The sequence below is a fragment of the Microbacterium sp. LMI13-1-1.1 genome (assembly GCF_040815625.1).
Classification (GTDB): domain Bacteria; phylum Actinomycetota; class Actinomycetes; order Actinomycetales; family Microbacteriaceae; genus Microbacterium; species Microbacterium forte.
This window is the reverse complement of record NZ_JBFPNL010000001.1, coordinates 540,118-563,013: the sequence shown is the minus strand read 5'-3', so window position 1 is coordinate 563,013 and position 22,896 is coordinate 540,118. Positions and strand designations below refer to the sequence as shown.

Sequence of the window (22,896 nt, the reverse complement as noted above, 5' to 3'; positions counted from 1 at the left end):
AGATCACCATGAGCATTCCGCTCACCGCAAATGCGTCGCTGCATCCGCTCGTGCTGCCTGCACGGGCGGATGCGGCCGACGCCGTCGAGTTCCGCGAGCTCGCCCGTGTGCGCAACGCCGTCTACCGCGAGCTCACCGGCCGCACCGAACAGGACCTCACGCCGGAGGCGCTGCTCCCGATCCTGCGCTCCCGCAAGGAGCGCACGACCGCGGTGTGGACGGTGCGCGTCGAAGGAGAGATGGTCGGACGCACGGTCATCGACATCCCGCACGAAGAAGGCTCGCGTGTGGCCATCGCCTCGATCGAGCTCCACCCTCGGGTCTGGGGTCGGGGAATCGGAACAGCGATCCTCCCGCACGTCGAAGCCTTCGCCCGGCTGCACGACCGCACGGTCATCCAGAACTGGACGGAACAACCGGCGAGCGAGGGTCCGAGACTCCAGCCCCGGACCGGCTTCGGCAGCGTTCCCGACGATCATGTCGCGCGATTCCTCGTCCGCCATGGGTTCAGCCTCGAGCAGGTCTACCGGGTGAGTCGACTCAAGATCGATCCCGAGACGGTTCGCCACGCCGAGCAGCTGCGCGACCAGGCACGCGCGTCGTCTCAGGACTATCGCGTGATCAGGTGGATGCTGCCGACGCCCCCCGAGCACGTCGAGGGCTACGCGTGGCTCAAATCGCGCATGTCGACCGATGCGCCGTCTGCCGATCTCGAGGCGGACGAGGAGGTCTGGGATGCACAACGCCTGATCGAGTCCGAGAAACGCGTGGCGGAGATGGGGCAGATCATCCAGGTCACCGTCGCCCAGCACGTCGGGACCGGCGAGCTGAGTGCGTTCACCGAGCTCCGCATCGGACCCGATCTCGGCGCGACCACCCATCAGCACGACACTCTGGTGCTCAAAGAGCATCGCGGCCACCGATTGGGACAGCTCGTGAAGTGCGACGCTCTCCTGTCGTGGACGGGCCTCGCGCCCGAATCCCGCGACGTGATCACGTACAACGCCGAGGAGAACCGGCCCATGCTCTCCATCAATGAGGCGATGGGGTTCACCGCCATCGCCTATGAAGGAGCCTGGAAGAAGGAACTGTCATGACGACCACCACACTGACCATCGAGCCGCTCATCGTCCCTGTCGCGCTGGACGCCCCCGACGGCTCGGACTTCCGTGCCTACGGTCAGCTCAACCGGCAGATCTGCGATGAGATGGTGGGTCTGCCCGACATCGCACCCGACGCCGCCCAGTTGCTCGCGTCGTGGCAGGACTCCACCGACACCCTGCAGACCGGATTCGTGGCCAGGAACGGCGACGAGATCGTGGGGATGATCACGATCGCATATGCCCAGGAGGCGGATGCGAAGGCGGCGGAGGCGGACCTCCTCGTGCCCGAGAAGCACTGGGGAATCGGCGTCGAGGATGCCCTCCTGACGCTCGCCGAGTCGGAGGCTCGTGCCCATGGTCGGTCTCTGGTGCAGATCTGGACGCTGCACCGACCGATCGAGTCCGAGCGGATGATCTCGCCGAGGACGGGGTGGGGTCGCATCCCGGCGATCCCGCTGTCGGACGCCTTGGAGGCCCGCGGATACGATTTCGAGCAGGTCGAGCGCAACAGCGAGCTCGATCTGCGTTCGGACCCCGCTCCGCTTCAGGTTGCTCTGAGATCTGCACAGGAGGCCGCGGGCGACGACTATCGAGTGCTCCAGTGGATGGCTCCGACACCGCCGGAGTTCCGCGACGGCTATGCGGCGATCCTCGCTCGCCTGTCGACCGACGCCCCGAGCGGCGAGATGGACTTCGTCGCTGAGGAGTGGGACGCGGAGCGTGTCGTCCGCCGAGAGCGACGGCTCACCGGAGCCGGTCAGGCACTGTCGATCGTCGCGGTGCAGCACGTGCCGAGCGGGGACATCGTGGCATACAACGAGCTGCTCGTCGGAGCGGACCGCTCAGGGATCACCCACCAGCTGGGCACGCTGGTGTCTCGCGAGCACCGCGGGCACCGGCTGGGCACCGTCGTCAAGTGCGCGAACCTCCTGCACTGGCGAGAGCTCATGCCGTTCTCCCCCGCAGTCTCCACGTTCAACGCCGAGGAGAACCGCCCGATGCTGAGCATCAACGAGTCGATCGGGTTCGTGCCGGTCTCTTACGCCGGGGCGTGGCAGAAGCGGATCTGAACGAGATCATCCGATCGGTGTACGCGGACGCGAGCGGATCATCCGCCCGGCCGACGCAGCGCCCCTGGCCGAATCGCGAGGCTGGAGGCATGAACGACTCCGTCCTCGACGCACGCTCCCTGACCAAGTCCTACGGCACCACCCGCGCACTCGCCGGGGTGGATCTCACGATCCACCGCGGCGAGTCGGTGGCGATCATGGGCGCCTCCGGATCGGGCAAGACCACTCTCCTCCATGTGCTCGCCGGTATCGTCACGCCGGACTCCGGCACCGTGACCTTCCAGCCCTCGACCGGGGAGCCTGTGCAGGTCGCGGGGCTCGGGGAAGGTGCTCGCTCCCGGCTGCGCAGGGAGCGTTTCGGGTTCGTCTTCCAGCAGGGACTCCTCATCCCTGAGCTCACCGCCGTCGAGAACGTGGCGCTCGCATCGATGATCAACGGCGTGAAGAGAGCGGATGCCACGGCCCACGCGGCGTCCTGGCTCGCCGCGCTGGGGCTCGCCGGGATGGAGGACCGCCGCATCGGCGAGCTCTCGGGCGGGCAGGCGCAGCGCGTCGCCATCGCACGGGCCCAGGCCACCGGCGCGGATCTCGTCTTCGCCGACGAGCCGACCGGAGCGCTCGACTCGCACACCTCGCAGGACGTGATGAACGCACTGCTCTGGTCGACGACCGGGCAGGGGCGGACGCTCCTCGTCGTCACCCACGACGCCGACGTCGCCGCTCGATGCTCGCGAGTCGTGGCGGTTCGCGACGGACAGATCGTCTCGTCGGCGGTGACGGCATGAACGCCCGCGTCCTGACCCTCCTTCTCCGACCCGCGAAGGGTGAGAACGCCGTCCTGGCGCTTCCTGTGGTCGCGTTCGGAGTCGTCACGGCTCTGGTGCTGACAGTCGTGGGCGGAGCACAGTCGTTCTGGACGTGGACCGACGACTACGCTCCGGTCTACCAGGCACTGGCAGCGATCGCGCTCGTCCTTCTCGTCGTACCGCTGACGAATCTCGGAGGGGCGGCTGCTCGCCTCTCGGCCCGCCGTCGCGACGAGCGACTCTCGACACTGCGACTTCTGGGCGTGACTCCGATGGGTGTCAGCGTGGCCACCGTGATCGAATCCGTGCTCGTGGCGGCCTCAGGTGCCGTCGCCGGAGTGGTCGTCCATCTCGCGACCGCTCCCCTGGTCGGGCTCATCCCGTTCCGTGGAACTGCTCTCGGCACCGACGCCGTGATGCTGTCTCCCCTCAGCATCCTGGCGGTCGTGGGCGGGGTCCTTCTCGTGGCGGCCGGCAGCGCCGTGCTCGGTCTCCGACGCGTGATCGTCTCCCCGCTCGGGGTGCGCATGCGGACGACGGTCTCCACCGTGCACTGGTTCCGGGCGATCATCGGCGTCTCGGTGCTCGCTCTGGTCTTCGTCCTCGTCAAGGTCTTCCCGTCCGTCGCGGGGCTCGCAGTGACGATCATCGTTCTCGCAGCGCTGTTCGCGGTGGCGCTCGCCGTGCTCAACGTGATCGGGCCGTGGGTACTCAAGGTCAGCGCATCACGTCAGCTCCGCCGGGCCGAGCGAGCCGACCGGCTGCTCGCCGCCCGTCTGGTGCTGGACTCGCCCAAGGCCGCATGGCGTCAGGTGAGCGGGATCGCGATGGCGAGCTTCATGGCCGTCTTCGCCGGGACCGGCGTCGCACTGATGAACGTGATGAACAGCGGAGAGGCGACGGATGCCGATGCAGCACTCGCCGTGGACATGCGCACCGGTCTCGTCATCACGCTGGTCGCCTCCTTCGTGATGGTCGCAGCGTCCGTGGGGGTGAATCAGGCCTCTTCCGTGCTCGATCAGCGTGATCTGCACCGAAGCCTCCACCACCTCGGGATGCCCCTCGACACCGTCGACAGCGCACGTCGCCGCGCGATCATGTCACCGCTGCTCGTCACCGCGATCGGATCGGCGACCTGCGCGGCCGTGCTCGTGTTCCCCCTGCTCGGGATCGCCCTGATCACCGCTCCCGAGTCGCTGCTGACGATCGGCATCGTGCTCGCGGTGGGAATCGGCATCGTGTGGGCGAGTACGCGGGCGACCCGGCCTCTGCTCGCCCGGTCGTTCGAGACGGCATGAGCCTCAGCGTCGGCGCTGGCAGCGCGGGCAGAAGTGACTCGACCGGTTCATGAAAGCCTGTCGGCGGATCAGCGTGCCGCACCGGGGGCATGGCTGACCGCCTCGACCGTAGGCGTTGAGGGAGTGCGCGAAGTAGCCGGCCTGGCCGTTCACGTTGACGTACTGGGAATCGAAGCTCGTGCCTCCCTCGGCCAGCGCCTTCGCGAGCACCACGCGGATCTCAGCGAGGAGCCGACCGATCGCGGGTGTCGACAGCGCGCTCGCGAGAGTCTCGGGGTGGATGCGCGCCGCCCAGAGCGCCTCGTCGGCGTAGATGTTGCCCACCCCGCTGATCACCTGCTGATCGAGCAGCACGCGCTTGACCGCGCTGCCCCGCTTTCGGAGCGTGCGCACCAGGATGCCGTCGTCGAAGAGAGGGTCGAGGGGATCGCGTGCGATGTGCACGACCTGGGTGGGGATCATCGTCGGACCGTCCGGCACGAGGCTGTCGACCGCCAGCGACCCGAAGGTCCTCTGATCGGCGAACACGATGGCGAGCTCTCCGTGCTGCGGGTGCTCGATGCCGATGCGAATGCGCTCGTGGCGTTCCGCTTCGGCATCCGGTGCGCGGAGCAGCATCTGCCCGCTCATCCCGAGGTGCGCGATCAAAGCGGAACCCTCCGCGTCGAGCGGAAGCCAGAGGAACTTGCCCCGACGCTCGGCGGCGGTGAACACGCGCCCTTCCAGGCGCGACACGAAGTCCGATGCCCCCGCGGCATGACGTGTCAGGGCGCGCTCATCGAACACGCTCACCCCCGTGATGACCGAACCGACCGCGGCAGGAGCGAGACCGGCTCGCACCACCTCGACCTCGGGGAGCTCAGGCACGCTCGTTGAGGAAGCGCCACGCACTGAGCGCGGCCGCCATCTCTGCAGTCTTCTTACTGCTGCCCTTGCCGGTCATCGCCACATCGCCGACGCTCACGGTCGCCAGGAAGCGACGATCGTGATCGGGACCACTCGCCTCCACCGAATACTGCGGTGGGGTGGCACCGACCCGCGCCGCCAGCTCCTGAAGACTGGTCTTCGGATCCATGGCGGCGCCATAGCGCTCGGGGTCGGCGAGGAGCGGCGCGGTCAGACGGAGCACGAGCTCAGTGGCCGCCTCAGGACCCGCCGACAGGTAGGTCGCACCGATGACGGCTTCCATCGTGTCGGCGAGGATCGAATCCTTGTCGCGTCCGCCCGTCTGCTCCTCGCCTCGACCGAGCCGCAGGTGGCTGCCCAGATCGATGCCTCTCGCCACCTCTGCGAGAGCGACCGTCGAGACGACACTGGCGCGCCGCTTGGCGAGTTCGCCCTCATCGAGCCCTGGATGGGTCGTGAAGAGCATCACGGTGACGGCTTGGCCGAGGATGGAGTCGCCGAGGAACTCGAGACGTTCGTTGTGAGGGATGCCACCATGCTCATACGCATATGAGCGATGGGTGAGCGCCAACTCCAGAAGCTCCGCGTCTATATCGACGCGGAGCTTCTCTGGGAGTGGTCTCGTCCCCCCAGGGACCTCAGTCACGGAAGTGAAGTCGCGACTCAGACGTCGGCGACCTTGCGGCCCTTGTACTCGAGGAACAGCTCGGTGCCCTGCGAGTCGGTGACGACCTTCGCCTGGTGGGGGCGGCTGTAGACGGTCTTGCCGTTCTCGACGGTCTTGACGAGAGCGATGGGCGCCGCCTTCCACTGCGCACGGCGCGAGCGGGTGTTCGAACGGGATACCTTGCGCTTCGGGGGGTTACCAGCCATGACTAGCTCTCTTCTTTCTCGGCGGCACGAGATTCTTCCGTGCCGTCTTGGTCTGTGATGTTCTGGAGCACGCTCCACCGAGGATCGATGGGAGCCGCCTGCTCCTTGTCGGTGCTCGCTGTCAGCCTCTCGCCCGTCTCCGGGTCGAGCCCGGGGCAATCCGGCTGACACACCGGCTGAAATGGAAGCGCCAATACGGCCGCATCCCTGACTAGAGTTTCAAGATCCACGTGGTCGTCTTGAACCTCGAAGTCAGTTTCTTCCTCACCAGGATACGCGAAAAGCTCCTGGAACTCGACTTCGACGGGCCGAACGATGTCGATGAGGCAGCGACCGCACACGCCGGAGTACTCCGCGTCGACGATTCCCGACACCAGAATGCCCTCATGGACCGACTCGAGACGGACATCCAGGTCGAGCTCGGAGCCTGTCTCGTAGGACACGATCCCCTCGCCCCAGGCATCCTTCAGGGTCACGGAGAACTCGTGTTCGCGCATCTCTCCCGGCTTGCGGACGATGTCGCGGACGGGGAGGACGAAAGGACCACTCATTCGGGAACGCACCCAGCAATGGTACCGGCTACATGCGGTGGGAGGCTGGCTTCGGGCTGAGCGCGGCGCTCAGGAGCGCGACGTCAGATGCCGCGAGACCCGGTGTCGAGGAATGCCGCGACCGCAGGAGGGACGAAAGGCGACACATCGCCCCCGAGCCCCGCCACCTGTCGCACGAGGGAGCTGGACACGAGAGCGTGCGCCGGGTCGGGCAGCAGGAAGACCGTCTCGATGTCTGCGAGGTGCCTGTTGACGATCGCCATCGGCGATTCATAGGCGACGTCGATCTGGGAGCGGATCCCCTTGACCAGCACGCCGGCACCTACATCGCGCGCGTAGTCGACCAGGAGGCCCATGCTCCACGATCCGACGATCACGTTGCCGTCCATGCCCTCATCGGCGATGGACTGCTCGATGAGCGACAGCCGCGCCGCGATGGGCAGCATCGCCTCCTTGCCGGGGTTGTGCACGACGAGCACATGCAGCTCGTCGTACAGCTTGGCGGCCCGACGGATGACGTCGAGGTGGCCCAGGGTCGGCGGGTCGAAGGAACCCGGGACGACGGCGATCCGGCTGCTCATGCCACCAGCCTAGGGCACGCCGTGCTCGGGTCAGTTCTTCGCCAGGGCCGCGCGATCGTCGTCGCTCACTCGTCGCTCGATGGCGGATCTGAGCCCCGGGTTCGCGTCGAGACCGGGGTCGGCTGCGAGGATCACCTCGGCGAGCTCGCGAGCTCTGACGATCAGACCGGAGTCCTTGACCACGCGCAGCAGCTTCAACGACGACCGCACGCCCGCCTGTGCTGCGCCGAGCACGTCTCCTTCACCGCGCAGCTCGAGATCGACCTCGGCGAGGGCGAAACCGTCGAGGGTCGCTGCGACCGCGTCGACTCGCTCGCGCGCCACCGAGCCGGCTTCCGCCTCCGTCACGAGCAGACACAGCCCCGGAACGCCGCCTCGACCCACCCGGCCTCTCAGCTGATGCAGCTGGGAGACGCCGAAGCGATCGGCATCGAGGACGATCATGGTCGAGGCGTTGGGCACGTCGACCCCGACCTCGATGACGGTCGTGGCCAGAAGCAGGTCGATCTCGCCCCGCGCGAAGGCCTGCATCACCGCATCCTTCTCGTCGGACGGCATGCGTCCGTGGAGAACCGCTCGGCGCAGACCGCCGAGCTTCGGGTGCGTCGCCAGCGCCTCGTCGAGCTGCACCACTCCCCAGCGTGGACCGGATGCGCCCTCGGGTTGCAGGAGCGCGGGCTCACCCGCCTCGGCCGTCTTCTTGGTGGTGTCGATCGCGGCGCACACTGCGAAGACCTGGCGCCCCTGGGCGATCTCCTCGGCGGCGCGCTCCCAGACGCGATTGAACCACCCGGGATGCTCGGCGAGTGGGGCGACGAACGACTCGATTCCCGCCCGTCCCTTCGGCATCGTGCGGATCACCGAGGTGTCGAGATCTCCGAAGACCGTCATGGCCACGGTGCGAGGGATGGGCGTGGCGGTGAGGACGAGGGCGTGCGGGCTGGAGCCCTTGGCGCGGAGAGCCTCGCGCTGTTCGACGCCGAACCGGTGCTGCTCGTCGACCACGACGAGCCCGAGATCTGCGAAGGTCGTCTTCTCGCCGAGCAGTGCGTGGGTGCCGACGACGATCAGGGCCTGCCCGGAGGCGACGCGCAGGGCGGCCTTGCGCCGCGCCGCAGCCGGCATCTGCCCGGTCAGGAGTGTGGGCATCACGAGCGGAGCCAGCTCCGGCCCGAGCATCTTCGATATCGACCGCAGGTGCTGGCCCGCCAGGACCTCGGTCGGCGCGATCAGCGCGGCTTGGCCGCCGGACTCGGCGACCTGGAGCATCGCACGCAGGGCGACGAGCGTCTTGCCCGAGCCGACCTCTCCCTGCACGAGGCGGTTCATCGGCCACGAGCCGACGAGATCCTTCGCGACCTGCTCGCCGACGGTCTGCTGATCGGGCGTGAGATCGTAGGGCAACGAGGCGTCGAACCGCTCGAGCAGACCTCCGGGCTTCGCCGCACGTGCCGTGGCCGAGAGCGATCGCACCGCGTCGCGCTGCTGCAGGAGTGCGGTCTGCAGCGTGAGCGCCTCATGCATCCGCAACGTGCGGACTGCAGGATCGATGTCGTTGCGGGTCTTCGGTCGATGGATCTGCTCGAGCGCCTCTCTCGCGGTCAGCAGCTCCTCCCGCTGACGGACATCCGCCGACAGAGGCTCGGGCACGTCACCGAGGCCGTCGAGCACGCGAGTGATGAATTTCGCGATCTGCCAGGTCTGCAGCGTCGACGTCGCGGGATAGATGGGGATCAGCACGGCTGCGCGGGCGTCCGCTCGCCGCCTGGCCGCATCCTCGTCGTCGAAGAGCTCGTACTCAGGGTGCGCGAACTGCGTCATCCCGTTGAACTCGCCGACCTTGCCCGAGAAGACGCCTCGCCGACCGACCGCGAGATCCTCGGAGCGCCACTTGGCAGCCCCGAGATTCTTCGCGAAGAACGTCAGGGACATCTTGCCGATGCCGTCGCCGATCACGACGTCGACCATCGCGCCCCGTCGATTGCGCATCGCCCTGGCACTCGACGACAGCACCTCGGCGACGATCGTCACGGTCTCACCGAGCGGAAGCTCACGGATGGGGGTGAGCTCGCCGGGGTCGGCATAACGCCGGGGATAGTGCGACACGAGATCGCCGACCGTCTTCATGCCGAACGCCCGATCGAGAGACTTCGCCGGCGTGGAGCCCAGCGCCTCCTCGAGCGACGAATCCAGCGTGAGCGACATGATCCGAGTCTAGGAGGCCGCACGGACACGACGTGCGCCCCGGCTGTCGTATCGTGAACGGGTGACGAGGATCATCGCCGGAAAGGCACGCGGCGCGCGGCTCGACGTTCCCCACGCGGGGACGCGACCCACCAGCGACCGCGTACGGGAGTCGCTCTTCGGAGCGCTGGAATCGGCCGACGCGATCGCCGGAGCCCGAGTGCTGGATCTCTACGCCGGATCGGGTGCACTGGGATTGGAGACGCTCAGCCGCGGCGCGGCAAGCGCCGACCTCGTCGAGCACGGCAGAGAGGCTGCGGCCGTCGTGCGTCGCAACGTCGCCACCGTCGCGAAGGCCGGCGCGAACGGCGCGAAGGTGCACCAGAGCACGGTCCGGTCGTTCCTGCTGCGAGCCTCCGGTCCGTACGACCTCGTCTTCTCGGACCCGCCCTACGACCTCGAGGACGACGCGATGACCGCGGATCTCATCGCGCTCGCACCGTGTCTCGCCCCTGACGCCCTCGTAATCATCGAGCGTGCGCGCCGCTCCACGCCTCCTGATCTGCAGGCCGCCGGCCTGGAGCTGATCCGTGAGAAGGCATACGGCGACACCGCTCTCTGGTGGGCCGAGCCGGCTCTCGCCTCAGAGACGCCTCAGCCCGAGGCCGAATCCCAGTCGCGATAGGGGTCCCAGCCGCTCACGTCTGCGGGTGCGTCGTCGACCAGCAGATCGTGCTCGCCCTGCGGGGCCACAGTCCCGATGACGCGGAACCCCGACGGCAGCGTCCCCGGGGGGAAGGTGGCGAGCAGCGCATGATCCTCGCCACCGGCGAGGGCACGCTGCGGAGAGTCTCCGAGCGTCGCGCTGTCGAGCGCGATCGTGACGGCCGAGGCCGCCGCCATCCGTCGCGCATCGAGGGCGAGACCATCCGAGATGTCCATCATCGCGGTCGCTCCGGCTGTGGCGGCGAAGGGTCCGAGGCCGATCGGGGGCGAGGGACGGAGCTGGGCGGCCAGCGCCGCGCTCTCACCCCGTCCGAGCGCGGATGGATCGACGGCGACCGGTGTGTCACCATCACGGAACCTGCCGAAGAGGACGGAGAGTCCGTGGGCGGCGTGTCCGAGCTCTCCGGCCACCGCGACCACATCACCGACCCGCGCACCCGATCGCGTCACCGGCGCCCGGCCCTCGAGATCGCCGAGAGCGGTGACGGCCACGGTGAGGACATCCGAGACGGTGAGATCGCCACCGACCACGGCGCAGCCCGGCGCCAGGGCCGCGCACGCCTCACGGAATCCGTCGGCGAGGCGTTCGACGAAAGAGAGCCTCAGATCGCGCGGAACAGCCAGCGCGACGAGCAGCGCGGTCGGGCGCGCACCCATGGCGGCCACGTCGGCGAGGTTGACTGCGGCAGCCTTCCACCCGAGGTCATAGCCCGACGACCACGCGAGTCGGAAGTCAGGACCGTGCACGAGGGTGTCCGTCGTGGCGACCACGGACCCAGACGGAGCCGCGATCACCGCCGCATCGTCGCCGGGTCCGATGATCGTATGACTGGCCCGCGCAGTCCTCGCCAGGATGGCCCGCAGGATCTCCCCCTCCGAAAGGTCGCCGAGGGGCGGATCATCGTCGCGAGGTCGGGAGGGCATGCAGTCAAAGGTAGCCTGGATGCATGCCCCGCTCTCGTCGTCTCGCCGTCATCGCGGGGTCGCTGGTCCTCGTCGCAGCGCTCTCCGGATGCTCGACCACGATCCATCTGGAGCCGGCCGACGATGCGAACAATCCGGCGTGCGCGGAGGTCTCCGTGCTGCTTCCGGATGCCGTCGGCGATCTGGACCGCGTCTGGACCGATGCCCAGGCCACCGGCGCCTGGGGCGACCCGACGGTCGTGTTGCGCTGCGGCGTCGAACCGCCGGCACCGTCGACCGAAGTCTGCACCACGATCGGCAGCGTCGACTGGCTCGTGCTCGACCAGGAGGAAGAACGACAGCGTCTGGTGACCTACGGTCGTGACCCAGCCGTCGAGGTGATCATCCGCCGGGGCGAGGAGATCGACTTCCGCACGGTGGTCGAGAGTCTCTCGACGAGCATCCAGTCCGGCCTCGAACCGGCGACGGCTCGGTGCACAGACCGGGTGCCCACCGAGGAATCCCCTGACGCGGGATCGGCCGAAGGCTGAGCGGACGCCGCCCGATCAGCGGCGCAGGCCCGCTTCGATCAGCTCTGAGATCAGGTCGCCGTAGCTGAGTCCGGATGCCACCCAGCACTTGGGGAACATCGAGATCGGCGTGAATCCGGGCATCGTGTTGAGCTCATTGACGACGAGCTCTCCCTCGGCGGTGAGGAACATGTCGACACGGGCGAGGCCACGGCCGTCGACAGCCTCGAACGCTCGGATGGCGGCGTCCTGGATGGCCGCGATCTCGGAATCCTCGAGCTGCGCGGGGCACACCACGTCGACGCCGTCGCCACCGAGGTACTTGCCTTCGAAGTCGTAGAACCCGCGGGACGTCAGCACGATCTCGCCGGGCAGCGATGCGCGTACGCCGTCGGCGCTCTCGAGAACCGCGACCTCGATCTCGCGACCGACCACTCCGCTCTCGATGAGGACCTTGTCGTCCTCCGCGAAGGCGATGGCCAGCGCGGCGTCGAGCTCGTCGGGCCTTTCGACCTTCGAGACGCCCACGCTGGAACCCGCGCGCGCCGGCTTGACGAACAGCGGCATCCCGAGATCGACGGCGGAGGCGCGAACCGACGCGGCATCCCGCTCCCACTCCCGCGAGCGGACCGTGATCCCCGGTGCCACCGAGAGGCCCGCCGCGCGCAGCGCGATCTTCATGAAGTGCTTGTCCATGCAGAGCGCAGAATCGAGCACTCCACCACCGGCGTAAGGCACTTCGAGAGTGTCGAAGTAGCCCTGGATCGTCCCGTCCTCGCCGTGAGTGCCGTGCAGGATCGGGAGCACGATGTCGATCTCGCCGAAACCCTCGACAGTCCCGTCCTGACGCACGACACGGAGCGTCCGGTCGCCGCCGGGCTCGGGCCACAGCACCCTGGTGCCGTTGTCGGCGACCTCGGGCAGATGTGCCGCATCCAGCGGGAACTTCGACGGATCGTCGTCCTCGAGGACGAAGGCTCCCTCGCGAGTGATTCCGACCGGGATCACCGCGTAGCGGTCGCGGTCAATCGCGCCCAGGACTCCGCCCGCCGTTGCGGAACTGATCGAATGCTCGCTGGAGCGCCCTCCGAAGAGCACCACCACCGTCTGCTTGTCCATGGTTGGTCCTCTCACCCTGCGGGGTGTCGTCGTCCGTCGTCAGGTGGGGTGCGATGTCACGCGGGTTCATCTTGCCGTCGAGCACCATCTTCACCTGCTCGACGATGGGCATGTGCACTTCGGACTCGCGGGCGAGCTGCAGCACCGGCGCGACGGACGCGAGGCCCTCGGCTGTCTGCTGCATCTGCTTGACGACGTCCTGGAAGCTGTATCCCTGGCCGAGCAGGCGCCCGGCCGTGTTGTTGCGGCTCAGTGGAGACTGGCACGTCGCGATGAGGTCTCCCAGTCCCGCGAGCCCTTGGAGAGTTTCGGGGTGGGCGCCGTTCGCTACCGCGAAGTCGGTCATCTCGACGAGTCCGCGGGTGATGATCGACGCCTTCGTGTTCTCGCCGTATCCGACGCCGTCGACGATGCCGATCGCCACCGCGATGAGGTTCTTCAGCACTCCCCCGAACTCCGTGCCGATCACGTCGGTGTTCACGAACGTCCGGAAGTACGAGTTGCGCGCGGCGCGCGCGACCTCTTCGGCCGTCTCCTGACTGCGTGAGGAGATCACGGCAGCCGTCGGCTGCTCACGGGCGATCTCGAGCGCGAGGTTCGGCCCCGAGGCGACAGCGATGCGATCGGGATCGCACCGCAGCTCCTGCTCGATGACCTGACTCATCCGCAGCCCTGAGGTGCGTTCGACGCCCTTCATGAGGCTGACGATCTTCGCGTCGTTGTCGGACAGGAGCGGTCGCAGCGCCTTGAGGTTCTCGCGCAGCGACTGGCTCGGCACCGAGAGGTAGACCTGGTCGACATCACGCAATGCGATCGCCAGCTCATGCGTCGCGGCCATCGTGCGCGGCAGGTTGATGCCGGGCAGGTAGCGCGAGTTGCGCTTGGCCTCGTCGATCTCGTGCGCGAGTTCGGCTCGGCGGGCCCACATCGTGACCTGCGCACCGCCGTCCGCGAGGATCTTCCCGAATGTGGTGCCCCAGCTGCCTGCACCGATCACGGCGACTCTGGGGCCCGCGGGCGTGCTGCGCTTAGGAGTCAAGGCGACCCGTCTCCTTCTGTCCGTGCGAGGCGGGGTTCCAGCGCACGGCCGGCGCCTTCTCACCGCGCAGCTCTTCGAGCAACGCGGTGATCGCGTTCATCAGCCGGTCGGTGGCCTCGTTCAGCGCCGCAGACTCGCCCGCGCGACCGCGCAGGTCGGACACGTCGACCGGGTCGCCGATGATGACGTCCACGCGCTTGCGCGGCGGCCACAGGCTCAGACCCTTCTGGTAACGACCCATGATGTGCTGGGTGCCCCACTGGGCCATCGGGATCAGCGGGATGCCGTCGGTCAGTGCCAGCCGCACAGCGCCCGACTTGCCGCGCATCGGCCACATGTCGGGGTCGCGCGTCAGAGTGCCCTCGGGGTACACGATCACTCCGCGTCCGTGTTCCACCAGCTCGGCCGACTGCTTCAGCGTCTGCTTCGCGGCGGATGCCGACGACGAACGAGCCACCGGGATCATTCCGGTGCGGCGCAGAATCCATCCGAGCACAGGGACCTTGAACAGGCTCTCCTTCGCCATGAATCGGGGCGCGCGTCCGATCCGCCACACCGCGAGTGCCACGATGAGCGGATCGAACTCCGAGTAGTGGTTGGGAGCCAGCACATAGGCACCCTCACGAGGAAGCTTCTCGGCACCGGTGATGCGGATCTTCGCGAGCAGCGAGATCAACGGCACGGCGATCGCCGCGAGCGGCCAGAACACGCTGGGCCGCGTCGTCTCGCGCGATCGGGAACCCATCGGGCTCACCGGATGACGTCGAAGTCGGCGCCCACGGCATCGAGCTTGGCGAGGAACTTCTCGTAGCCACGGCTGAGGATGTCGACTCCCGACACCTTCGACTCGCCTTCGGCCGTCAGCGCCGCGATCACGTGGCTGTACCCGCCGCGCAGGTCGGGCACGACGATGTCTGCGGCGTGCAGCGGAGTCGGCCCGGTGATGACGGCCGCCTGCTCGAGGTCACGACGCGGCACGCGCCGCGGCCCGTCCTGCAGCCCGCGCGGGTGCACGACGATGTCGGCGCCCATCTTGACGAGTGCATCGGTGAAGCCGAGACGGTTCTCGTAGACCGTCTCGTGCACGACCGAGCGGCCGTTCGCCTGCGTCAGCGCCACGACGAGCGGCTGCTGCCAGTCGGTCATGAAGCCGGGGTGCACGTCGGTCTCGACGACGACGGGCTTGAGCTCGCCTTCGCGGCGGAAGAGGATGCCGTCCTCCTGGATGTCGAACCAGCCGCCCGCCTTGCGGAAGATGTTGAGGAAGGTGAGCATCTCCTGCTGCTTGGCTCCGCCGACGAAGATCTCGCCGTCGGTGGCCAGCGCCGCGGATGCCCACGAGGCCGCCTCGTTGCGGTCGAAGATCGACCGGTGGTCGTAGCCGCGCAGCGTCTCGACGCCCTCGATGAGGATGACGCGGTTCGGCTCGTAGGAGATGATCGCTCCCATCTTCTGCAGCACGGCGATCAGATCCATGATCTCGGGCTCGATGGCGGCGTTGCGCAGCTCGGTCGTCCCCTCGGCCCTGACCGCAGTCAGCAGCACCTGCTCGGTGGCACCCACGCTCGGGTACGGCAGGTGGATGTTGGCGCCGTGCAGGCGGGCTCCGCCGGTGGAGAGACGGATGCCGCTCGGCAGCTTCTCGACGATGGCGCCGAACTTGCGCAGTGCGTCGAGGTGGAAGTCGATCGGCCGGTCGCCGATGCGGCATCCGCCGAGGTCCGGGATGAATGCCTGACCGAGACGGTGCAGGAGCGGTCCGCAGAACAGGATCGGGATGCGGGAGGCACCGGCGTGGGCGTCGATCTCCTCGAAGTGGGCCGACTCGACATCGCTCGGGTCGAAGACGAGTGCACCCGGCTCATCGCCGTCGGACACCCGGACACCGTGCACCTCGAGCAGCGAGCGCACCACCGCGACATCGCTGATGGCCGGGACGTCGCGCAGCACGCTGACGGTCTCACCGAGCAGCGAGGCGACCATCGCCTTGGTCGCGAGGTTCTTCGCTCCCTTGACGTCGACGCGGCCGCGCAGCGGGCGGCCCCCACGAATGGCGAGGACGTCACCGGTGAGTGGGGGGACTCCGTCCGGAAGAGCGTCGCGCACAGGTGTCGTCATTCGGAGCCTCACTTCATTCAACGGAAATCGGGGCGGGGTCGCCCTCGGCTCCCCCGCCCCGCCGTTCACTGAACGGGAAGGGTTCGGGGCCGCCACGACTCGCGACGGGCCTCGAACTGCGCGATCTTGTCTTCGTTGCGCAGCGTGAGCCCGATGTCATCGAGCCCTTCAAGGAGCCGCCATCTAGTGTAATCGTCGATCCCGAGGTCAGCCTGGATCTCACCGATCGACGCGACCCGCGCCTCGATGTCCACCGTGATGGAAGCCCCGGGATTCCGGTCGATCTCGGCCCAGATCCGCTCGAGATCCTCTTCCGAGATGGTCGCCGCGACGAGCCCCTGCTTGCCTGAGTTGCCCCGGAAGATGTCGGCGAAGCGCGGGCTCAGGACGACCGCGAACCCGAAGTCGCGCAGTGCCCAGACGGCGTGCTCTCGGCTCGATCCGGTGCCGAAGTCCGGTCCGGCGACGAGCACCGACGCCCCCTGGAAGGCGGGCTGGTTGAGCACGAACTCGGGGTCCTGGCGCCAGCCGTGGAACAGCGCGTCCTCGAAGCCGGTCTTGGTGACCCGCTTGAGGAAGACGGCGGGGATGATCTGGTCGGTGTCGACGTTCGAGCGCTTCAGCGGAGCGGCGATACCGGTGTGGGTGACGAACTTCTCCATGGTCAGACCTCCGCCATCTCGTTCAGGTCGCTGGGACTCGACAGCGTGCCGCGGATCGCGGTCGCCGCGGCGACCAGCGGCGACACCAGGTGTGTGCGACCACCCTTGCCCTGCCGGCCCTCGAAGTTGCGATTCGACGTCGACGCACAGCGCTCGCCCGGAGCGAGCTGATCGGGGTTCATGCCGAGGCACATCGAGCAGCCGGCGAACCGCCATTCGGCTCCGAAGTCCTTGATGATCTTGTCGAGGCCTTCCGCCTCGGCCTCAAGCCGGACGCGGGCCGAACCCGGTACGACCATGACACGCACGCCGTCGGCCTTCTTCTTGCCTTCGATGATCGACGCGAACGCACGGAGGTCCTCGATGCGGCTGTTCGTGCACGAGCCCATGAAGACCGCATCGACCGGCACCTCCTTGAGCGGCGTACCAGGGGTCAGATCCATGTAGTCGAGGGCGCGCTCTGCGGCGGCGCGCTCGTTGGCGTCGGCGATCTGAGCCGGGTCGGGAACCGACGCCGACAGCGAGCTGCCCTGACCGGGGTTGGTTCCCCATGTCACGAAGGGCTCGAGATCGTCGGCGTCGATGAAGACCTCGGCATCGAAAGTCGCACCCTCGTCGGTCGGCAGGGTGCGCCAGTAGGCGACGGCGTCGTCCCAGTCTTGGCCCTGGGGAGCGTGCGGACGCCCCTTCAGGTACTCGAACGTCGTCTCGTCGGGGGCGACCATGCCCGCACGGGCACCGGCCTCGATCGACATGTTGCAGATGGTCATCCGGCCCTCCATGGACAGCGCGCGGATCGCGCTGCCGCGGAACTCCAGGACATAGCCCTGGCCGCCACCGGTCGTGATCTTCGCGATCACGGCGAGGATGATGTCCTTCGCGGTGACTCCGGGGCGCAGAGTGCCCTCGACGGTGATGGCCATCGTCTTGAAGGGCTTGAGCGGAAGCGTCTGGGTCGCCATCACGTGCTCGACCTCGCTGGTGCCGATGCCGAAGGCCATGGCGCCGAAGGCCCCGTGAGTCGAGGTGTGCGAGTCTCCGCAGACCACGGTGATCCCCGGCATGGTGAGCCCGAGCTGCGGGCCGACGACGTGCACGATGCCCTGTTCGGCGTCGCCCAGAGAGTGCAGACGGACGCCGAACTCGGCGGCGTTGCGGCGCAGCGTCTCGATCTGAGTGCGGCTCGTGAGGTCGGCGATGGGCTTGTCGATGTCCCACGTGGGCGTGTTGTGGTCTTCGGTGGCGATCGTCAGGTCGAGGCGACGCAGCGGACGGCCCTCCGATCGCAGTCCGTCGAACGCCTGAGGGCTCGTGACCTCGTGCACCAGGTGCAGATCGATGTAGATGAGGTCGGGCTCGCCGTTCTCGCCCTTGACGACGAGGTGGTCGTCCCAGACCTTCTCAGCGAGGGTCCTCGGACGTGCGGGAGCAGTGTCTGCTGCGGGGATGTTCATTGCGTCTCTCCTGAAGCTGGCGGTTCGGCCCACGATGGACTCCGCGACGAGGAGGGGCTCAGAACGAGGTCTCGTCGCGGCCGCTAAGAAGGAGCACGATCCGCATGACGTCAGATTACCACCGCTTCAGCGACCGGAGTCGCCGCGTGACACGCTACTGTCACCCGCACATTCGAGAGGCTTCCGCATGACCGACGACACGACCGGCTTCGCCACCAGAGCGGTCCACGCCGCCCGGAATCAGGGCGCCGCGTCGTCGAGGGCGACGCCGATCTATCTGACTGCGGGCTTCGAGTTCGATGACTTCGATCACGCCGCAGACCACTTCGGCACCGGCGCCGGCTTCGGCTACACCCGCACGGGCAACCCGACGGTGAGCGCCGTCGAGCGACAGCTCGCAGCCCTCGAATCCGCCGCGGACGCGGTGCTCGTCGCGAGCGGACAGGCCGCGGTCGTCACCGCTTTGCTGACCGTGGCCGGAGCCGGAGACCACATCGTGGCATCGACGCACATCTACGAGGGCACCCGAGGGCTCCTGCTCGACAACCTCGCACGGCTCGGCATCGAGACGACGTTCATCGACGAGATCGCCGACCCTGCTGCGTGGCAGGCAGCGATCCGCCCGACCACGCGCGCGCTGTTCGCGGAGTCGATCGCGAACGCCCGGAACGACATCCTCGACATCGCCGCTGTGAGCGCGGTCGCGGATGAGTTCGCCATCCCGCTCATCGTCGACAACACGCTCGCGACGCCCTTCCTGCTGCGTCCGATCGAGCATGGTGCCGCCATGGTCGTGCACTCCGCATCGAAGTTCCTCGCGGGTCACGGGTCCGTGCTCGGCGGTGTGATCCTCGATGACGGTCGTTTCGACGCGGATAAGGCCGGTCACAACGCACCGCACCTGGTGCTCCCCGGCCGCGGGGGCTTCCCGAGCGTCTTCGCCCGCCACGGCGGCAACGCTCGGATCGCCTACGCCCGCGAGTCGGTGGCTCCCCGCTTCGGCGCCTCGCCGTCTCCTCTCAACGCGTTCCTGATCGGACAGGGCGCCGAGACCCTCGGCCTCCGGGTCGAGCGCCAGTCCCGGAACGCGCTCGAGGTGGCCCGTTGGCTGGCCGCTCAGGATGCGGTCGAGAGCGTCGATCACGTGGGCCTCGAGACTCACCCCGACCATGCTCTCGCGCAGCGGTATCTCCACGGCGGGTACGGCTCGATCTTCACGTTCACCCTCCGCGGAGGGCTCGACGCCGCACGCGACTTCGTCGAGAGCGTGGAAGTCTTCACGCACATGACCCACATCGGCGACGTGCGCTCGCTGGTGCTGCACCCCGCGACCACCAGCCACTCGCACAGGACACCCGAAGAGCGCGACATCCTCGGTGTGCAGCCGGGAACCCTTCGACTGTCGGTCGGCATAGAAGACGTCTCCGATCTGATCGCCGACCTCGCTCGGGTGCTCGAGCCGGCGCGAGAGGCCGTCGCATGACCAGGCCCCAGCACTTCGGCTGGTTCCTCGCCCGCGGTTTCGGTCCGCAGGGGTGGGGATACCCGTCTCTGGACTGGGACTACGACTGGACGCGTCCCGAGATCTATCAGGAGGCGGCCCGGACGCTCGAGCAGGCAGGCTTCGACCTCGTGATCATCGAGGACGCGCCGTCTCTCGGCTCGCCGGACACGATCGACCTCCGCGTCCGCCATGCCTTCGGCGGGCCCAAGCACGACCCGCTGCTCCTCGCTCCCTACCTGTTCCAGGCGACACGGCACCTCGGAGTCGTGCCCACCGTCAATCCCGCGGCGTACCTTCCCTATACGGCGGCGCGGCAGTTCTCCACCCTTCAGCATCTCAGCGGTCACCGTCTCGGACTCAACGTGGTGACCGACACCGGCAGCGCACGTCACTTCTCCGCCGCGGCGCAGCTCGGACACGATGCCGCCTACGACCGGGCCGAGGAATGGCTCTCAGGCATCCGCTCGCTCTGGCGCAGCTGGGGCGACGGAGCGCTGGTCAGCGACCGCGAGACGGATGTCTTCGCGGACGGATCGAAGCTGAGCACCGTCCGGCATCGCGGAGAGCACTACGCGTTCGACGGCCCTCTGAACGCCGTGCCGTTCACCGACGGCGAGCCGGCGATCGTCTCCCCCGGCGGGTCGGGTCGCGGCCTCGGATTCGCCGGCGCCAACTCCGATGTCCAACTCGCCCTCGCTCCGCTGGACGAAGCATCCGTGCGCGCCTACCGCGCGAAGATCCACGACGCGGCGATCGCCGCCGGGCGCTCAGCCGACGACATCAAGATCCTGTTCGCGATCCAGCCCGTGATCACGGCATCCGCCGAAGAGGCCGACCGGATCGTCGCTGCGTCCGCGCACCCCGATGATGCGGCTCTCGTGCAGATCGCGCGCAAGCAGTCGAGCGATCTCGAGACCGACCTCACCGCACTCGACCTCGAGCGGCCGCTCGATGTGTCGATCTTCGGGGAGCACGTCTCGCGCGGAAGCATCCAGCGTCTGATCGGCGACCGTGGCGAGGATGCTCCGCTGCGCGCCCACCTCACCGCCCTCGCCCGCGCCGGCCGCATCGCCGACCGTTCGGGCTTCGTCGGGACGGCAGACGAGTTCGCCGATCTGATCGAGGAACTCGGAGAGTGGGGCAACGACGGCGTGCTGCTGTGGGGCGACTTCCACCCCGTCACGCTGCACCGCACACTCGACGAGCTCGTGCCGGTGCTGCGTCGCCGTGGGATCCTCCGCCGCGACCACGTCGATGGCGGCCTGCAGGCCAACCTCCGCGCGTTCTGACAGGAAGGGCGGGGACGGGCCCTACCAGCCCATGGAACCCGGCACGCCCTTGAAGGGCCCGACGACCGACGACGTGACCCAGCCGCCGTAGAATCCTCCCGGCTGCGGAACGACGACCTCGTCGCCGACTGTGCACGCGTCCACCGGCCCCGCATACACGGCCACCCGGTCGCGCAGCACCTCGAAACCGGGCGAAGGATGCGGGTAGTTCCATGCCGCGCCCGCGGCCGTCAGGCCGCCGCCACGCACATCGAGATAGCGCGCGGCGCCCTTGAACTCGCAGAACGATGAACCCGGGGCATCCGAGAGCGCGCCCTCGATGAAGTCGGTGATCGGCAGATAGTACACAGGAGGGTGACTCGTCTCGAGCACCCGCACGGCATCTCGCGTATCGGCGACCAGAACGCCGCCGAGGCGGATGGTGACGCGCTCGGGCACCGGCTCGACCCTCGGTGGCCGCGGATAGTCCCATACGGATTCCTGACCGGGCGAGGGGACGATCGGCTGAGGTCTGCGCATCTGTTCACTGTACGTCGCGCGGTGTTGACTGGGGTCATGGCTCAACTACCGATGTTCCCGCTCGGCTCGGTGCTGTTTCCCTACACCCCGCTTCCGCTTCGCGTCTTCGAGCCGAGGTACCTCACGATGATCGGACACCTGCTCGACGACGACGACCCGCAGTTCGGCGTCGTGCTCATCGAGCGCGGTCACGAGGTCGGCGGCGGCGATCGACGCAGCAGGGTCGGCACGATGGCCCGGCTGGTGAGCGTCGCGGCGGACGCCCAGGTGCTGCACACCCTCGCGGTCGGCACGGCCCGCTTCACCGTCGATCAGTGGCTCGACGACGCGCCCTTTCCTCGCGCCGAGGTCACGCAGCTGCCTGAACTGACGTGGCACGACGCGCTGACCCCTCTGCGGACCGAAGCAGAGGCGATCGTGCGGAGAGTCCTCGCACGCGTGGACTCGCCGTGGGATGCCGACACCGAACTGTCAGACGATCCGCTCGCCGCAGCCTGGCAGCTCGCCGCGATCGCACCGCTGGGCGAGTACGACCAGTTCGCCCTGCTGCAGTCCAACTCGCTCGGCGCCCTGCTGGGCCAGGTCATCGATCTCACCCTCGAAGCGGAGCTCCTCTGGTCAGCCGAGTGAGCGGGCTGCGCTCACTCGACGATCGCTGCCTTCTTCGCCGCCGACTTCTCGCGCGACGACGCGATGAGGCTGGCGACCGTCGCGACGGTCATCGAGACGACGATGACGCCCAGCGACACCATGTTGTCGATGTCTGGCACCCATTCGACGTGCTCGCCGCCGTTGATGAAGGGCAGCTCGTTCTCATGCAGCGCGTGCAGGATGAGCTTGATGCCGATGAAACCGAGGATCACGGCGATGCCGTAATGCAGGTAGCGCAGGCGATCGAGCAGATCGCCGAGCAGGAAGTAGAGCTGACGCAGGCCCATGAGCGCGAAGATGTTCGCGGCGAAGACGAGGAACCCGTTGGTGGTGATCTCGAAGATCGCGGGAATCGAGTCGATCGCGAAGATCAGGTCGGTGACACCGATCGTGATGAACACGATGACCATCGGCGTCCACATGCGCTTGCCGTCGACCGTGGTGCGGAGCTTGGAGCCGTCGTAGGTCTCGCTGATGTCGATCCGGCGCCGGAGCAGGCGCACGATGAAGTTCTCCTTCTTCACGTCGTCTTCGTGCTCGCCCTCGGGCATCGCCTGCTTGATCGCGGTGTAGATGAGGAACGCGCCGAAGACGTAGAAGATCGGCGAGAAGTGCTCGACGACCGCCACTCCCACGAGGATGAACGCCCCACGCAGGACGAGCGCGATGATGATGCCGACCATCAGCACCTGCTGCTGCAGGCGTCGCGGGACGGCGAACTGCGCCATGATCAGCACGAAGACGAAGAGGTTGTCGATGGACAGGCTGTATTCGAGCGCCCAGCCGGTGATGAAGTCGCCCGCGTTGCGCCAACCGGCCACGTTGCCGAGGAGCACAGCGAAGAGAAGCGCGAGGGCGACGTAGAACACGACCCACAGGGTCGACTCCTTCGTCGAGGGGATATGGGGGCGAAGGCGGATCAGAAGCAGGTCGCCGATCAGGATGATCGAGAGGACGATCATCGAGGTGATCTCGAACCAGACGGGGATTTCCAAGGGCGTACAGCCTTT

At 67.8% G+C, this 22,896-nt stretch carries 24 protein-coding genes; 9 read left to right on the top strand and 15 right to left on the bottom strand.

Translation table 11 applies throughout. The annotated features are described in order from the left end of the window. Positions 1–8: 8 nt before the first annotated feature. The 4 genes from MRBLMI13_RS02690 (at position 9) to MRBLMI13_RS02675 (ending at position 4,277) form a co-directional block, all read left to right on the top strand. On the top strand, positions 9–1,097 hold the full coding sequence (locus MRBLMI13_RS02690; protein ID WP_367820666.1) for a GNAT family N-acetyltransferase: 1,089 nt from the start codon (positions 9–11) through the stop codon (positions 1,095–1,097). Then, positions 1,094–2,173 (top strand): GNAT family N-acetyltransferase, encoded by a 1,080-nt coding sequence (locus MRBLMI13_RS02685; RefSeq protein ID WP_367820668.1) that lies wholly within the window; start codon positions 1,094–1,096, stop codon positions 2,171–2,173. Before MRBLMI13_RS02690 ends, MRBLMI13_RS02685 begins: the two co-directional genes overlap by 4 nt. An 89-nt stretch (positions 2,174–2,262) precedes the next feature. After that, on the top strand, positions 2,263–2,958 hold the full coding sequence (locus MRBLMI13_RS02680; RefSeq protein WP_056376684.1) for an ABC transporter ATP-binding protein: 696 nt from the start codon (positions 2,263–2,265) through the stop codon (positions 2,956–2,958). Next, positions 2,955–4,277, top strand: coding sequence for a permease (locus MRBLMI13_RS02675; RefSeq protein ID WP_367820670.1), 1,323 nt, complete (start codon positions 2,955–2,957; stop codon positions 4,275–4,277). The genes MRBLMI13_RS02680 and MRBLMI13_RS02675 overlap by 4 nt, the downstream gene beginning before the upstream one ends. Before the next feature lie 3 nt (positions 4,278–4,280). Here the strand turns inward: MRBLMI13_RS02675 and mutM are convergent, their stop codons facing one another. The 6 genes from mutM to MRBLMI13_RS02645 all read right to left on the bottom strand — a co-directional run bounded on the left by mutM (position 4,281) and on the right by MRBLMI13_RS02645 (position 9,393). Continuing rightward, the gene (mutM, locus tag MRBLMI13_RS02670; RefSeq protein WP_042541692.1) at positions 4,281–5,144 is read right to left on the bottom strand and encodes a bifunctional DNA-formamidopyrimidine glycosylase/DNA-(apurinic or apyrimidinic site) lyase; all 864 of its coding nucleotides are present in this window, start codon (positions 5,142–5,144) and stop codon (positions 4,281–4,283) included. Then, positions 5,137–5,829, bottom strand: a complete 693-nt coding sequence (rnc, locus tag MRBLMI13_RS02665; RefSeq protein WP_042541693.1) for a ribonuclease III — start codon at positions 5,827–5,829, stop codon at positions 5,137–5,139. The genes mutM and rnc overlap by 8 nt, the downstream gene beginning before the upstream one ends. A gap of 17 nt (positions 5,830–5,846) precedes the next feature. Continuing rightward, on the bottom strand, positions 5,847–6,056 hold the full coding sequence (gene rpmF, locus MRBLMI13_RS02660; protein WP_042541694.1) for a 50S ribosomal protein L32: 210 nt from the start codon (positions 6,054–6,056) through the stop codon (positions 5,847–5,849). Between the two features lie 2 nt (positions 6,057–6,058). Continuing rightward, entirely contained in the window at positions 6,059–6,607 is a 549-nt protein-coding gene (locus tag MRBLMI13_RS02655; RefSeq protein ID WP_367821341.1) for a YceD family protein, read from the bottom strand. A gap of 83 nt (positions 6,608–6,690) precedes the next feature. Further along, positions 6,691–7,188 (bottom strand): pantetheine-phosphate adenylyltransferase, encoded by a 498-nt coding sequence (gene coaD / locus MRBLMI13_RS02650; protein WP_042541696.1) that lies wholly within the window; start codon positions 7,186–7,188, stop codon positions 6,691–6,693. 30 nt (positions 7,189–7,218) lie between these two features. Continuing rightward, positions 7,219–9,393 (bottom strand): ATP-dependent DNA helicase RecG, encoded by a 2,175-nt coding sequence (locus MRBLMI13_RS02645; RefSeq protein ID WP_194286026.1) that lies wholly within the window; start codon positions 9,391–9,393, stop codon positions 7,219–7,221. Between the two features lie 61 nt (positions 9,394–9,454). Here MRBLMI13_RS02645 and rsmD point away from each other — a divergent pair, with 61 nt between their 5' ends. Continuing rightward, the gene (rsmD, locus tag MRBLMI13_RS02640) at positions 9,455–10,057 is read left to right on the top strand and encodes a 16S rRNA (guanine(966)-N(2))-methyltransferase RsmD (RefSeq protein WP_367820674.1); all 603 of its coding nucleotides are present in this window, start codon (positions 9,455–9,457) and stop codon (positions 10,055–10,057) included. Here the strand turns inward: rsmD and thiL are convergent. Next, the gene (thiL, locus tag MRBLMI13_RS02635; RefSeq protein ID WP_367820676.1) at positions 10,027–11,022 is read right to left on the bottom strand and encodes a thiamine-phosphate kinase; all 996 of its coding nucleotides are present in this window, start codon (positions 11,020–11,022) and stop codon (positions 10,027–10,029) included. The two genes, rsmD and thiL, sit on opposite strands and share 31 nt — an antisense overlap. Positions 11,023–11,045: 23 nt before the next feature. Between thiL and MRBLMI13_RS02630 the strand changes: the two genes are divergently transcribed. Next, on the top strand, positions 11,046–11,552 hold the full coding sequence (locus tag MRBLMI13_RS02630) for a DUF3515 family protein (RefSeq protein WP_056376677.1): 507 nt from the start codon (positions 11,046–11,048) through the stop codon (positions 11,550–11,552). Positions 11,553–11,567: 15 nt separating this feature from the next. On the opposite strand, the gene MRBLMI13_RS02625 is transcribed toward MRBLMI13_RS02630, so the two are convergent. The 6 genes from MRBLMI13_RS02625 to leuC all read right to left on the bottom strand — a co-directional run bounded on the left by MRBLMI13_RS02625 (position 11,568) and on the right by leuC (position 17,923). After that, on the bottom strand, positions 11,568–12,650 hold the full coding sequence (locus tag MRBLMI13_RS02625; protein WP_056376676.1) for a D-alanine--D-alanine ligase family protein: 1,083 nt from the start codon (positions 12,648–12,650) through the stop codon (positions 11,568–11,570). Next, positions 12,556–13,689 carry an NAD(P)H-dependent glycerol-3-phosphate dehydrogenase gene (locus MRBLMI13_RS02620; RefSeq protein ID WP_056376675.1) on the bottom strand — a complete coding sequence of 378 codons (1,134 nt, stop codon included), beginning with the start codon at positions 13,687–13,689 and terminating at the stop codon, positions 12,556–12,558. Before MRBLMI13_RS02620 ends, MRBLMI13_RS02625 begins: the two co-directional genes overlap by 95 nt. Beyond that, on the bottom strand, positions 13,679–14,434 hold the full coding sequence (locus tag MRBLMI13_RS02615; RefSeq protein ID WP_367820679.1) for a lysophospholipid acyltransferase family protein: 756 nt from the start codon (positions 14,432–14,434) through the stop codon (positions 13,679–13,681). The genes MRBLMI13_RS02620 and MRBLMI13_RS02615 overlap by 11 nt, the downstream gene beginning before the upstream one ends. Before the next feature lie 5 nt (positions 14,435–14,439). After that, complete coding sequence (gene murA / locus MRBLMI13_RS02610) at positions 14,440–15,807, bottom strand: UDP-N-acetylglucosamine 1-carboxyvinyltransferase (RefSeq protein WP_367820681.1); 1,368 nt, start codon at positions 15,805–15,807, stop codon at positions 14,440–14,442. A 65-nt stretch (positions 15,808–15,872) separates the two neighbouring features. Beyond that, entirely contained in the window at positions 15,873–16,469 is a 597-nt protein-coding gene (gene leuD / locus MRBLMI13_RS02605) for a 3-isopropylmalate dehydratase small subunit (RefSeq protein ID WP_042541705.1), read from the bottom strand. 2 nt (positions 16,470–16,471) lie between these two features. Further along, complete coding sequence (gene leuC, locus MRBLMI13_RS02600; RefSeq protein WP_367820683.1) at positions 16,472–17,923, bottom strand: 3-isopropylmalate dehydratase large subunit; 1,452 nt, start codon at positions 17,921–17,923, stop codon at positions 16,472–16,474. A gap of 187 nt (positions 17,924–18,110) precedes the next feature. Here leuC and MRBLMI13_RS02595 point away from each other — a divergent pair, with 187 nt between their 5' ends. After that, on the top strand, positions 18,111–19,406 hold the full coding sequence (locus tag MRBLMI13_RS02595) for an O-acetylhomoserine aminocarboxypropyltransferase/cysteine synthase family protein (RefSeq protein ID WP_042541707.1): 1,296 nt from the start codon (positions 18,111–18,113) through the stop codon (positions 19,404–19,406). Continuing rightward, positions 19,403–20,716: an LLM class flavin-dependent oxidoreductase gene (locus MRBLMI13_RS02590; RefSeq protein WP_367820685.1), complete on the top strand. Its 1,314-nt coding sequence runs from the start codon at positions 19,403–19,405 to the stop codon at positions 20,714–20,716. Before MRBLMI13_RS02595 ends, MRBLMI13_RS02590 begins: the two co-directional genes overlap by 4 nt. Positions 20,717–20,737: 21 nt before the next feature. Here MRBLMI13_RS02590 and MRBLMI13_RS02585 read toward each other — a convergent pair whose 3' ends face one another. Further along, positions 20,738–21,235, bottom strand: a complete 498-nt coding sequence (locus MRBLMI13_RS02585; RefSeq protein ID WP_367820687.1) for a DUF427 domain-containing protein — start codon at positions 21,233–21,235, stop codon at positions 20,738–20,740. A 36-nt stretch (positions 21,236–21,271) separates the two neighbouring features. Here MRBLMI13_RS02585 and MRBLMI13_RS02580 point away from each other — a divergent pair, with 36 nt between their 5' ends. Beyond that, a complete protein-coding gene (locus MRBLMI13_RS02580; RefSeq protein WP_042541710.1) occupies positions 21,272–21,865 on the top strand; it encodes an LON peptidase substrate-binding domain-containing protein in 594 nt (197 codons plus the stop codon). 11 nt (positions 21,866–21,876) lie between these two features. Here the strand turns inward: MRBLMI13_RS02580 and MRBLMI13_RS02575 are convergent, their stop codons facing one another. Next, positions 21,877–22,881, bottom strand: coding sequence for a TerC/Alx family metal homeostasis membrane protein (locus tag MRBLMI13_RS02575; RefSeq protein ID WP_042541711.1), 1,005 nt, complete (start codon positions 22,879–22,881; stop codon positions 21,877–21,879). Positions 22,882–22,896: the final 15 nt, after the last annotated feature.